The organism is Streptomyces sp. UNOC14_S4 (assembly GCF_020740835.1).
Classification (GTDB): domain Bacteria; phylum Actinomycetota; class Actinomycetes; order Streptomycetales; family Streptomycetaceae; genus Streptomyces.
Genome location: NZ_JAINFC010000189.1, coordinates 1 through 12,956, shown reverse-complemented (window position 1 = coordinate 12,956; position 12,956 = coordinate 1). Strand labels below are relative to the sequence as shown.

8 protein-coding genes are annotated in these 12,956 nt (G+C 73.1%); all 8 read right to left on the bottom strand.

Annotation, left to right across the window (positions count from 1 at the left end; translation table 11 throughout):
• Window positions 1-366: 366 nt before the first annotated feature.
• A complete protein-coding gene (locus K6I34_RS18395) occupies window positions 367-1,257 on the bottom strand; it encodes an ABC transporter permease (protein WP_374230957.1) in 891 nt (296 codons plus the stop codon).
• Window positions 1,254-4,025: an alpha/beta fold hydrolase gene (locus K6I34_RS18390; RefSeq protein WP_229327366.1), complete on the bottom strand. Its 2,772-nt coding sequence runs from the start codon at window positions 4,023-4,025 to the stop codon at window positions 1,254-1,256. Before K6I34_RS18390 ends, K6I34_RS18395 begins: the two co-directional genes overlap by 4 nt.
• A 74-nt stretch (window positions 4,026-4,099) precedes the next feature.
• Window positions 4,100-4,699, bottom strand: a complete 600-nt coding sequence (locus K6I34_RS18385; RefSeq protein WP_229327365.1) for a YdcF family protein — start codon at window positions 4,697-4,699, stop codon at window positions 4,100-4,102.
• A 20-nt stretch (window positions 4,700-4,719) separates the two neighbouring features.
• Window positions 4,720-7,743, bottom strand: coding sequence for a glycoside hydrolase family 38 C-terminal domain-containing protein (locus K6I34_RS18380; RefSeq protein WP_229327364.1), 3,024 nt, complete (start codon window positions 7,741-7,743; stop codon window positions 4,720-4,722).
• 13 nt (window positions 7,744-7,756) lie between these two features.
• Entirely contained in the window at window positions 7,757-9,811 is a 2,055-nt protein-coding gene (locus tag K6I34_RS18375) for an endo-beta-N-acetylglucosaminidase (RefSeq protein ID WP_229327363.1), read from the bottom strand.
• Window positions 9,812-9,833: 22 nt separating this feature from the next.
• Window positions 9,834-11,078, bottom strand: coding sequence for a glycosyl hydrolase (locus K6I34_RS18370; RefSeq protein WP_229327362.1), 1,245 nt, complete (start codon window positions 11,076-11,078; stop codon window positions 9,834-9,836).
• 49 nt (window positions 11,079-11,127) lie between these two features.
• Complete coding sequence (locus tag K6I34_RS18365; RefSeq protein ID WP_229327368.1) at window positions 11,128-11,913, bottom strand: carbohydrate ABC transporter permease; 786 nt, start codon at window positions 11,911-11,913, stop codon at window positions 11,128-11,130.
• A gap of 73 nt (window positions 11,914-11,986) precedes the next feature.
• Window positions 11,987-12,841 carry a carbohydrate ABC transporter permease gene (locus tag K6I34_RS18360; RefSeq protein WP_229327367.1) on the bottom strand — a complete coding sequence of 285 codons (855 nt, stop codon included), beginning with the start codon at window positions 12,839-12,841 and terminating at the stop codon, window positions 11,987-11,989.
• Window positions 12,842-12,956 lie beyond the last annotated feature (115 nt).

The window sequence follows — 12,956 nt, the reverse complement described above, 5'->3', positions numbered from 1 at the left end:
CTCCGGCCCCGCCCCCTCCACCGGACGTCGGCTGTCCGTAGGGGGCACCTACGTCCGCTGTCGGCTCTCCGCGTGTCCAGGGCGCGCCCCATCAGGGGCGCGGGGAACTGCGCGAGCAACCACGACGCGCTTACAGTCGCCGGACGGCAGGAGCGACCGAGCCCGCAGGCGGCTTTTCAGGGGCGCGGGGAACGGCGCGAGAAGTCCCCACCGGCCCGCACCCGCCGGACGGACAAGGGCGACCGAGCCCGCAAGCGGCTTTTCAGGGGCGCGGGGAACGGCGCGACCAGCTACGACGGACGTGCGGCCGCGCGCGTAGCGCAAGACGCACCCCGGTAGGCGACCGGGGCACAACGCCCCGTGGGGTCAGGACACCACGTCCTTGCCCCGGAAGTGCCGGAACGCGAGAGCGAAAAGCACCAGCGCGTAGGACACCGACACCGCCGCCCCCTTGATCATGCCGCCCCACTCCAGGTGCGGCTGGAGCGCGTCCGCCCACGCGAACTGCCAGTGCGCGGGCAGGAGGTCGCGCCAGTGGCCGAGCGCCGTGACCGCGTCCAGGACGTTGCCCACGATGGTCAGCCCCACCGCGCCGCCCACCGCCCCCAGCGGCGCGTCCGTGACCGTGGAGAGCCAGAACGCGAGCCCGGCCGTCACCAGTTGCCCGATGAAGACGTACGCGACGACCAGTGCCAGCCGCTCGACGGCCGTGCCGCCCGGGAGCGAACCGCCGGTGGGGATCTGGAGCGGGCCCCAGCCGTACGCGGTGGTGCCCGCGACCAGCGCCACCAGCGGCAGCAGCACCATCGCGGCGGCACTGAACCCCAGTGCCACGGCCAGCTTGCTCAGCAGCAGCCGGGCGCGCGGCACGGGTGCCGCCAGCAGATAGCGCAGCGACGACCAGCTCGCCTCGGACGCCACCGTGTCCCCGCAGAACAGCGCCACCGGCACCACCAGCAGGAAGCCCGCCGACACGAACAGGCACGTCGCCGCGAAGTTCACGCCGGACGCGGTGGCCGTGTCGATCAACGACACCCGGCCGTCCCGGCCGCTCGGCTGCCCGCCGATCGCGAAGGCCGCGATCAGGACGAACGGCAGCACGGCCAGGACCGCGCCGACCACGAGCGTGCGGCGCCGCCGCAACTGCCGCATCGCCTCCACCCGCAGCGGCAGCGTGTGCCGCGCCCGGTAACCGGGCGCGGCCTCCGGGGCGGCACCCGCCGCCGTGTCCGTCACCGTGTCCGTCACCGCGTTCACGCGGAGCCTCCGATCAGGGTCAGGAACGCGTCCTCCAGACGGCGGTGCGGACCCACACGCTCCACCGGGACCTCCAGCCGCACCAGCTCCACCAGCAACGCCGATGGCGTCAAGCCGTCGAGCGCCACCAGCAGGCCCTCGTCGGCCCGTACGGCCGAGACCACGCCGTCCAGCGCGGCCACCTTCTCCGTGACCGCCTCCGACACGCCGCCCGCGACCCCCACCAGCAGCGTGTCGCCCGAGCCGACGATCTCCGCGACCGGACCGGCGGTCACGAGCCGCCCGCGGTCCATCACCACCAGGTGCGTACAGCTCTGCTCGACCTCGGACAACAGGTGGCTGGAGACGATGACGGTGCGCCCGGCGGCCGCGTACCGGATCATCACCTCGCGCATCTCCCGGATCTGCGGCGGGTCCAGACCGTTCGTCGGCTCGTCCAGGATCAGCAGGTCCGGCAGGCCCAGCATGGCCTGGGCGATGGCCAGCCGCTGCCGCATGCCCTGCGAGTACGTCCGTACGGCGCGCTCCAGCGCGGAACCCAGCCCGGCGATCTCCAGCGCCTCGTCGACGTGCGCGTCCTCGGCCGGCCGTCCCGTCGCCTGCCAGTACAGGTCGAGATTGGCCCGCCCGGACAGGTGCGGCAGGAACCCCGCGCCCTCCACGAACGCCCCGACCCGCGACAGCACGGGCGCGCCCGGCCGGATCGCGTGCCCGAAGACCCGGACCTCACCGCCGTCCGGCCGGATCAGTCCCATGAGCATGCGCAGCGTGGTGGTCTTGCCCGCGCCGTTCGGTCCCAGCAGACCGAGCACCTGCCCGCGCTCGACCCGGAACGACAGATCTCGCACGGCGTACCGGTCCGCGGACTTGGCGTACCGCTTGCTCAGGCCGGTGATCTGCAACGGCACGTCGGCGAGCGCCGGGTCCGGCGCCGGTACGGCCGTGCGCCGCCGCCCCGTCAGCAGCACGGCCGCCGCGACGGCCGCACCGCCCACCGGCAGCCCCCACGTCCACCACGGCAGCGCCGCCGACGCCGTCCGTACGCCGGAGGCCGTCGGCACGCTCAGGCCGTCGCCCTCCAGGGCGACGGTGTACGTCGCGGGCCGCGCCGGGGACGCGTACGCGAGGTCCGTCGCGGCGAGCACGAGCCGCATCCGGTGCCCCGACTCGAAGGTGTGGTCGATCGCGGGCAGCCGCAGTTCGACCGTCCGGCCGTCCTTGGCATCGCTCACCCGCACCGGGGCGACGAGCTGCGCGGGCAGCACCTGCTGCCCGTTCGGGCCGACGTCGTACACCTTGGCGAAGAGCACGGCCTCACCGGAGTCCGACGTCACCTTCGCCCTGACGGTCGGCGAACCGGTCACCCGGACGCCCTCCGTCAGCCGCGCCGACTCGAAGCGGGCGTATTGGCCGGGGAAGTCCAGGGAGAAGCCGACGCCCAGCCCCGACAGCTGGGAGACCGAACCGATTCCGGGCACCGTCGAGATGGCCGGAGGCGTGGCACCCGCCGGGCTGCCGAACGACTGCGGGCGTCCGGTCAGCGGCACCGTACGCGGCTCGTTGCGCAGCCCCGGATAGCTGTCCGCGCTCGCGCCCCGCACCTGGGCCTTGCCGTCGGTGGTGTCGATGCCACCGGTCCTGCTGACCCGGAACGCGGGCCCGATGTCCGCGTTCTCGTCGCCCTTGAGATAGCGGTCGAACCACGCGCGCGTGCGCTGCTCGACACGGCCGTTCTCGCCGATGCCGCCGCTGTCGTGCCCGCCCGCGACCCAGTCGACGGACACGGGCGCGCCGTTGCGGCCGATGGCCCGGGCGGCCGCGTCCGACTGGTCGAGCGGGAACAGCGAATCGGTCTGCCCCTGCACGAGGAGCGTGGGCACCTTGACGCGGTCGCCCACGGCCGACGGACTGCGGCGCTCCAGCAGCTCGCGCGCGGCGGCGTCCGGTTTCCCGGCGACGGCCACGCGCTCGTACATCTCGCACAGCGCCTTCTCGAACCGCCCGCAGGCGGCGGAGGACGGCGCCGTCGTCCCCGGTTTGTCGGCGGCCGGGACCCCGGTCGAGCCGGTGGTGAAGAAGACACCCGCCCAGAGTTTCTTGAACACGTCGTTCGGGAAGAGCGCGTCCGCGAGGTTCCAGTAGGTGATCTCGGGGACGATCGCGTCGACCCGCTTGTCGTGCCCGGCCGCGAGGAGGGCGATCGCGCCGCCGTAGGAGGCGCCCGCGATCCCGACCCGGGGGTCGCCCGCCCGGTCCAGCTCCACCTCGGGGCGTTGCGCCAGCCAGTCGATCAGTCGGCTCACGTCGGCGACCTCGCGCTCGGGATCGTTCAGCCCGATCCGGCCCGTGGACCTGCCGAAGCCGCGCGCGGACCACGTCACCACGGCGTACCCGTCGCGCGCCAGCGCCTCGGCCTGGCCGCGCAGGTCGTCCTTGCTGCCCCCGAAGCCGTGGGCGAGCAGCACGGCGGGCCGACGGCCGTTGCTGTCGGCCGTGCTGTGCTTGTTGTCACCAGAGGTGCTGTGCTTGTTGTCACCAGAGGTGCTGTGCTTGTTGTCACCAGAGGTGAAGTACGACATGTCGATACGTACCGTGTCCCGGCTGCCGGGTGCCTCGGGCACGCTCAGGAACCGGTCCTCGCGGTGCACGGCGGGCCCGCTGCTCTTCGCGGCTGAGGCCGCCGTCCACGTGCCCGCACCGGCCAGCACGGCCACTGCGGCCGCGGCGGCGGCCAGGCGTTTGCGGCGGCGGGGGAGTCGCAGTCTCATGCACGTGATGCTATGCGGGCCCGACGGGGCGGCTCCGACCGAGGTGGGGTGTGGTTTCCCCAGGCACCCGTCGGCTAGAGCGAGATCCTCCGTTCGTCGGCCTTGAGGCGGCGGAGCGTCCACAGTCCGTGCAGAGCCAGCAGCGGTTTGACGACCATCCACTCGCCGGGGCGGTAGTCATCCGCGGGCACGAGCCTCTCGGCAAGGTCGGGACGTTGCCGCCGCAGGTACGCGCGAGCCTTGAGCGCGTGCGCCGGCTGAGAGGCGATCTTGATGCGGTCGACGTCCTCGAGCAGCGGGATCACGTTCGTGATGTTCTCCCATGTCGTCGCGCTCCGGTCTTCGAGGATCACGGTGTCGTCGAACCCCAGCACCGACTTCGCGTAGTCGGCCATCAACTGGGCCTCAGAAGCGCCGCCACTGGTCGCACCGCCGCTGAAGATCACGCGCGTGTCACGCGCACTGCCGGCAGTGATGGAGCGGAGCCCGGCACGGACTCGCCAGCGGTTGATGAAGTTCGCCGTCGCCCGGGGGTTCCGGTATCCCAGCACGACCACGGCCTCGGAAACGCCCCCGCCGTTCCCCACGAGAGCCCGGGACCAGCGCCGGTTCAGCCACTCGCCCCAGGCCAGGGAGGCGGCCGCAGTCACCGCGAGTCCCGTCACCCGGCGCACCGGCCGCCCCCTCCGCAGGGTCACCTCCCCAACCGCACCGTCTTGATCTCGAACGGGCGGAACGACAGCTCGATGCCGTCGTCCGCCACGTCAACGGGCCCCAGGGGCCGCTCCAGCAGGTCGCACGACGATGCCGCCGACCCCACCGCGAAGCCCGCCGTCAGGCGGGTCCGGGCCCGCCCGCCCAGGGACTCGTACAACCGCACCACCACATCCCCGCTCCCGTCGTCCGCCAGTTTCACCGCCGAGATCACCACGGAGTCGCCGGACACCGAGACCAGGGGGGCCACCCCGGTGGAACCCGGGACGCGGCGTTCGGGGAGGTTGATGCGGTACCCCTCCCGCACCGCGTCGCGCAACGTCGCGCCCGGGACCAGCGCGTAGCGGAAGCGGTGGACGCCCTGGTCCGTGCGGGGGTCCGGGAAGCGCGGGGCCCGGAGCAGGGAGAGCCGCACCGTTGTCACGGTGCCCCCGGCCTCGCCCCCGGTACGTTCCGCGCGCGTCACGTCGTAGCCGTACGTCGAGTCGTTGACCACCGCCACCCCCCACCCCGGCTCCTCCAGGTGGACGAAGCGGTGGGCGCATGCCTCGAACTTGGCGGCGTCCCAGCTGGTGTTGGTGTGTGTGGGGCGGTAGAGGTGGCCGAACTGGGTCTCCGCCGCCACCCGGTCCGTGTGCAGGTCGAGCGGGAACGCCGCCTTGAGGAACTTCTCGGTCTCGTGCCAGTCGACCTCCGTCGTGACGTCCAGCCGCCGCTCCCCGGCCGGCAGTGTCAGCACCTGCTCGACCCGGGAGGCGCCGAAGGCCCGTACGACCCGTACCGCCGCCCCGTCGTCCGTGAGCTCCAGCGACTCGACATCCGTCAGGTCGGTGACGGTGTTGCGGTAGAAGTGGTCCACGTCCCAGGCATCCCACATGTTCGGGAAGTCCTGGTGCAGCTGGAGGAGGTTGGCCGCCCCGCCCGGCGCGACCGACTCGCGTTCCGCCACCACGTCGTACACGGAGACCACCAGCCCCCGCCCGTCGATCTCGACCCGCAGCAGGCCGTTCTCCAGGATGAAGCCGCCGCCCTCGCGGGGGTTGGCCATAGAGGCGGACGCAGACGTGGATCCGGCCACCGCGCCGCCCGCCTCCGCGCCTCCGCGCGCGTGCGGTGCCGCGTTGAAGACCACCGTCCCGCCCGCCGAGCCGTCACCGGCCAGCGCCGTCAGCGCGCCCCCGATGATGTCCTCCAGCTCCGCCGCCACCGCCGCGTACGTCTCCGCCGCCTCCCGGTGCACCCACGCGATCGACGTGCCCGGCAGGATGTCGTGGAACTGGTGCAGCAGCACCGTCTTCCACAGCCGGTCCAGTGCCTCGTACGGATAGCGGAAGCCTGTCCGTACGGCCGCTGTCGCCGCCCACAGCTCGGCCTCCCGCAGCAGGTGTTCCGACCGCCGGTTGCCCTGCTTCGTACGCGCCTGGCTGGTGAGCGTCGCCCGGTGCAGCTCCAGATACAGCTCGCCCACCCACACGGGCGCGTGCCCGTACTCCGCGTGGGCCTTCTCGAAGAACGCCGACGGCTTCTCGAAGACGACCCGCGCCGCCCCCTCCAGATCCGCCAGCCGCTTCGCGCGCGCCAGGTGCTCACGCGTCGTACCGCCGCCGCCGTCGCCCCAGCCGGTCGGTGCGAGCGAGCGGGTCGCGCCGCCCTTCTCCCGGAAGTTGCGGACGGCGTGCGCGATCTCCTGGCCCGACAGCTGCGCGTTGTACGTGTCGATCGGCGGGAAGTGCGTGAAGACCCGTGTCCCGTCGAGACCCTCCCACCAGAAGGTGTGGTGCGGGAATTTATTGGTCCGGCTCCATGAGATCTTCTGTGTCAGGAACCACTTGTTCCCCGCCAGTTTCACCAGCTGCGGCAGGGCCGCCGAGTAGCCGAACGTGTCCGGCAGCCACACCTCCTCCGTCTCGATGCCGAACTCCTCCAGGAAGAACCGCTTCCCGTGCACGAACTGCCGCGCCAGCGCCTCCGACCCCGGCATGTTCGTGTCGGACTCGACCCACATGCCGCCCACGGGCACGAACCGGCCCTCCGCGACCGCCTTCTTGACCCGCGCGTACACCTCCGGCCGGTGGTCCTTGATCCACGCGAACTGCTGGGCCTGCGACATCGCGTAGACGAAGTCCGGCTCGTCCTCCAGCAGCGCCGTCATATTGGACGTCGTACGGGCGACCTTGCGCACCGTCTCGCGCAGCGGCCACAGCCACGCCGAGTCGATGTGCGCGTGCCCGACGGCGCTGATGCGGTGCGCCGAGGCGTGGGCGGGTGCCGCCAGCGCGTCCGCCAGCAGCTCCCGGGCGCGCCCGGCCGTCCCCCCGACGTCCTGGAGGTCGACCGCGTCCAGCGCCCGTTCCACCGCCCGCAGGATCTCCCAGCGGCGCGGCGCGTCCACGGACAGCTCGGCCATCAGCCCGCCCAGCACGTCCAGATCCTGGACCAGCTCCCACACGGTGGGGTCGAACACGGCCAGGTCCATCCGGCCGAGCCGGTAGCGCGGCGCGCCGTCCGCCGTCTCCCTGTCGCCCAGCTCGGTCGGCAGGAAGGGGTGGTAGTCCAGGATCACCGGGTTCGACGAGGCCTCGACGTGCAGCAGCACCTCCTCGCCGCCCGCGACCTTCTCGCCCACGCGCACCCACTGGTTGCGCGGGTTGAGGCCCTTGACCGGCGACCCGTCCGGCCGGTAGACGAGCCCCTCGCACTGGAAGCCCGGCATGTTCTCGTCGAAGCCGAGGTCCAGCAGCGCCTCGACCGTCCGGCCCGCCCACTCCCGGGGCACCCTCCCGGCCACGGTGAACCAGCTCGTACCCCACGGCGGCCCCCATTCCGCGCCCGGGGCGATCGGCTCCCGCCCGGCGGCCAGCCCCTCGGCCACGGGCACCGGTTCACCCGGGGCGTGCCACACCGAGACGGTCAGCGGCACCGACTCGGGGTACACAGCGGGCCGGACGCGCTCGTCCAGCACCCGCTTCAGTCGGGCCTCGGTGATGCTGCGGTCGTTGTGCATGGCGTCGGTGTCCTCACGCAGTAGGCCAACGGAAAGCAACGGAAGCGGGCGCCGAGGAGACGTACGGCTCGGCCACGGCGCGCACCTCGACGCACGTGGCCTCCTCACCGGCGGTGCGGCGCAGCGCCGCGACGTAATAGGCATGCCCACAGGTGCCCCCGAGAAAGCGGCGGCCACCGCTGGGCAGCACCTGATGGAGCTCGTAGTGACGCACGGGCGCACCGCCCGCACCGGCCTCCCAGGCCAGCCGCAGCGCCGCCGTCCCGTCGGCCCCCTTGCGGGACGAAGTCACCCGGAGCGCGCGCGGGGGCGCGGCCGGGCGTGGCGCGCCGTCCCGTACGGCCAGCGCGCCGAGCCGCCATCTCACTGTTCCGCCGCCCGGCGTGGTGAGCCGTACGCCCAGGGCGCGCAGCTCGCGGCCCGCGTGGCCGCGCAGCAGGGCACCGACGCGCAGCACGGCCGTGGTCCAGCCGGACCCGCCTGCGGGCAGCGTGCCCGCCGGGAGGTACGTGACGGCGTTCGGCTTCACGGAGAGCTCCACGGCCAGCTCCACACGGACGGCGGCGGAAGCGGCATCGGCCCGGTGCGTCAGCTCCACCACCGTGGCGGCGGACAGCGGCAGCCGCGCCGCGTACAGCTCGACCGTCGCCGGGGCGGCGAGCCGGCCTGTCACGAGGAGGCTGCTGCCGCCGCGCCACGCGTCGGCGAAGTCGAAGCCGACGGACGGCCGGGTGCCGTGTGTGCGCACCACCCAGCGGCGGCCGGGCAGCCGGTCCTGGAGACCGAGGTGGTTCCAGGCGGTGTCCGACAGCCGCCGCCCCCGCTCGTACCAGGCCGTGCCGTGACCGGTGTTGAAGGTCGTCGCGAAGGGCAGCGCGGTGAGCGTCGAGCGGTCCGCCACGGACGCGGCGGGCGGGCGCCAGGGGCCGCTCGGCGGCGCGGCCGGGTCGAGGCCCTCCCCGGACCAGAACCGGTCGTCGCGCGCGTGGAACGCGGCCGGGGAACGGTCGCCCGGGGACAGGCTCTTCCACGTCCACTCGGGCCGGTAGAAGCCGTACGAGGCGGTGTGCGGGCCGGCCGTCGGCACGACCGCGTCCCAGTCGACACGGGTGTCCCAGCCACGGGCCTCCACGTCGACACCGGCCCACAGCTCGTACGGGCTCCGCCCCAGGCGCCGCGCGCGGTCCGCCGACGCGGTCAGCTTGGCCCGGTCCCAGCCGAAGTTGAGGAACATCGAGTCGGCCGCCCGGAAGAAGGCGGCGTTGTGGTCGTTCAGCTCGTTCTGCCAGGAGACGTCGCCGGAGACCGCCATCGCGTCGTACCAGGTGACGCGCAGCCCGGCGCCGCGGGTGCGCAGATACGCCACGAAGTCCCGCATGTCCGCGCCCAGCCGCGCGTCCCCGCCGCCGGTCTCGGCGTTCAGGAACCAGCCGTCGAAACCGTACGCCCGCGCCACCCGGATCAGCTGGTCGGCCAGCGGGAAGCCGCCGCCCGGGGCGCGCCGCACCAGCTCCCGGGTCCAGCGCAACTGCCCGCTGTACGCGGTCGGCGGCAGGAAGACCGTGCCCAGGACGGGCACGCCGTTGCGGTGCGCGGCGTCCACGACGGGCGCGTTCGGCGCCAGGATCAGGCCCTCGTCCGACGAACCGCCCCAGAACACCAGCTCGTCGAGGTACGCCCAGTGCGTCAGCGCGTAGAAGTCGGCGGTGCCCGACCCCTGTGACGGATTGCCCGAGGTCGGCGCGAACGCCACGAGCGCCGACACCCGCGCCCGGCCCGTGCGGGCCGTGCCGTTCACCGGCGGCGGGGTGAAGCGCGCGGCGAGCGGCACGGTCGCCCGGTTGAACGGCAGGTCGGCGTCGTCCTCCGGCCGCCACGCGGCGAGGCCGCGCCACCGGACCCCGGGGCCGGGCGAGCCGCCGGGGAGGCTGTCGGGGAACCAGTACGAGGCGTACGGCTGGAGGTCGGCAGCACCGTTGCGGGCCGTGGCCGTCCGGGGCAGGGAGAGGGCCGTGAGGGCCCCGGCGCCGAGGGCCAGGACGCTGCGACGGGCAGGTCTTCGGGACATGGCGACTCCTCGGGGGCGAGGGCTACAGCACCTCGGAGACGGTCAGGACTTCCGTGATGCCGCGCGACGCCAGATGCCCGGTGTCACCGGCGAGGTGGGACAGCACCGCCGTCGGCCGCCTCCCGGCCGCGGCGAGTCTCATCCACGCCTCGAAGTACGCGCCGCCCGGCGCGCACACCGCCCGCGACGGCGCCTGGAGGGGGTCGCCCACGTCCACGGCCAGCGCGGTCGACCGGACGGCCGGAGCCGGCGCGTCCCCGGCGGCGCCGTACCGGCGGGCGAGACGGGCGATCGTCCCGCCCGCCGGTTTGACCCGCCGGTCGTGGGTGAGCAGCCCCAGCCCGTACTCCAGATCGGGGAAGTCGGCGAGCGCGCGGTCGACGTCGTGGGAGCACCACCAGGTGATGCCCCACAGCCCGGGGCAGTCCAAGGCGGCCGTGACGGTCGCCTCGGTGAACGCGGCGGCCCGCTCCGGCGGGATGTGCGGGGCGGGCGCGCCGACCTCCTGGAGCCACACCGGCCGGTCCGGGTCCGGAGCCCACGCCTTCGACAGCTCGACGAGGTACGCGGCGTGCAGCCCGGTGGCCGCGCCGCGCGGACCGTGCCGCTGGGCGGTGCCGTTGAAGACCCATGAGTGCACGGTGGTCATGGCGCCCAGCCGCGCCGAGTGCGCGGGGGTGAAGGGGTGCGTGCCGTCGTACCACGCGGCGTCGTACGAGGAGTGCGCGTGGGCGCGGCCGGGCGCGGCCCGTTCGCACGCGCCGAGCATCCGGACCAGCCACCGCTCCGCCTCCTTTGGCCCGATGCGGTCGGGGTCGGGGTGCGGGTCCCCGGAGAACTGGTTCACCTCGTTGCCGACGGTCATGCCGAGGAAGTGGGGCCGGTCGGCGAGGGCACCGGCGAGCGCGGCCAGGTACGCCTCCTGTGCGGCGACGACGTCGGGGTCGGTGAACAGGTTCCGGCGGTGCCAGGTCGTCGTCCAGGACGGGACGAAGTCGAAGCTGGAGAGGTGTCCCTGGAGGCCGTCCACGGCGACGTCGAGCCCGCGTTCGCCCGCCGCGTCCACCAGGCTCACCAGCTGGTCCACGGCCCGTGGCCGGATCAGCGTGCGGTTGGGCTGGAAGACCGGCCAGAGCGGGAAGACACGGATGTGGTCGAGGCCGAGCGCCGCGACGGAGTCGAGGTCGGCGCGGATCCCGTCCAGGTCGAAATCGAGCCAGTGGTGGAACCAGCCGCGGGTGGGCGTGTAGTTGACGCCGAAGCGCATGGTGTACGTCCCTTCGGGCGGGGCCTGACGGTTGCTCGGCGACGGAGGATCAGCCCTTGACGGCGCCTTCGCCGACGCCGCGGAAGAAGTACCGCTGGAGGCAGGCGAACATCACGACCAGCGGGGCGACGGCGATGATGGTTCCGGCGGCGACCAGCCGGGGGTTCTGCTGGAACGTGCCGTGCAGATAGTTCAGACCGACCGTGAGCGTGAAGTGGTCCGGGTCGGAGAGGACGATCAGCGGCCAGAGGAAGTCGTCCCACGCTCCCATGAACGAGAAGATCGCGACGACCGCGAGGGTGCCGCGCACGGACGGCAGGGCGATCCGCAGGAACCGCTGCCACACGTTCGCCCCGTCGATGACGGCGGCCTCCTCCACCTCGAACGGCAGGTTCGCGAACGCGTTGCGCATCAGCAGCACGTTGAGCGCCCCGACCGCGCCCGGCAGGACCACGGCGACGAGCGTGTTGTTGAGGCGCAGGTCGCGCATCATGGTGAACTGCGCGATGACGATGGACTCCAGCGGCACGAGCAGCGCCACCATGAACGCGAGCACCGCCACCCGGCGGCCCCGGAAGCGCAGCCGGGCCAGCGCGTAACCGGCCGGCGAGGCACCGACGAGGTTGGTGACCACACTGGCGAGCGCGACCTTCAGGGAGTTCAGGGCGTAGTCCCAGACGGGGATCACGCGGGCGACGCCGGAGTAGTTGCCGAGCGTGGGGTGCTCGGGCAGGAAGCCGGGCGGATAGGTGTAGATGTCCTCGGACGCGCCCTTGAACGACGTGGAGAGCTGCCAGAGGAACGGCCCCACGGTGACGCCCAGTACGACGAGCATCAGCAGATAGCGCAGCGCCTTCTCCCAGCCGGAGGTGCGGGTCACGACGTACCTTCCCTGCGGTCGGCGCGGGTCACGACGTGCCCTCCCTGCGGTCGGCGCGCAGCACCAGCAGCATCAGCAGCAGCGCGACGGCGAAGACGACCAGGGAGAGGGCGGAGGCGTAGCCGACGCGTCCGTTGAGGCCCGTACCGGTGCGCTGGACGAGCATCACGAGGGTCGTGTCCTGCCCCGCGGGCCCGCCGGTCGGTCCGGCCAGCAGATAGACCTCGGAGAAGACCTTGAAGGCGGCCACCGACGACAGGGCGCCGACCAGCACCATCGTGGAGCGCACGGCCGGGACGGTGACGCTGGCGAAGCGGCGCAGGGCGCCCGCCCCGTCGACGGCGGCGGCCTCGTGCAGCTCCCGGGGGACGTTCCCGAGCGCCGCCAGGTAAACGATCATGTAGTAGCCGAGGCCCTTCCACACCGTCAGCGCCATCGCGCTGAACAGCAGCAGCCACTCGTCCCCGAGGAAGGCGACCGGCCCGGCGCCGAGGAACCGCAGGATGCCGTTGACCAGCCCGCGGTCGTCCAGCATCCAGCCCCAGATCAGCGACACCACGACGACGGAGGCCACGACCGGCGTGTAGAACGCCGACCGGAAGAACGTGACGCCCGGCAGCCGCTTCTCGACCAGCAGGGCGAGCAGCAGCGGCAGCAGCACCGTGAACGGCACGACCAGCAGCACGTACAGGCCGCTGTTGCGCAGCGCCACCCAGAACTGCTCGTCGTCCAGCATGTCCCGGAAGTTCCGCAGCCCCACCCAGTCCCCGGGGGCCAGGGTGCGGGCGTCGGTGAACGCCTTGTGGACGGTGGTGAGGAAGGGGTAGAGGTCGAACGCGACGACCACGGCGAGGCCGGGCAGGAGGAAGAGCCAGGGGCTGATGGCGCGGTGGGGGTGGACGCGACGGGTGCGATGGGTACGACGGGTGTGATGGGCGCGGTGGCCGGGGCGGACGCCGCGGGCGGAGGAGCGCGGGTAACGGCGCGCGCCGGGGGAG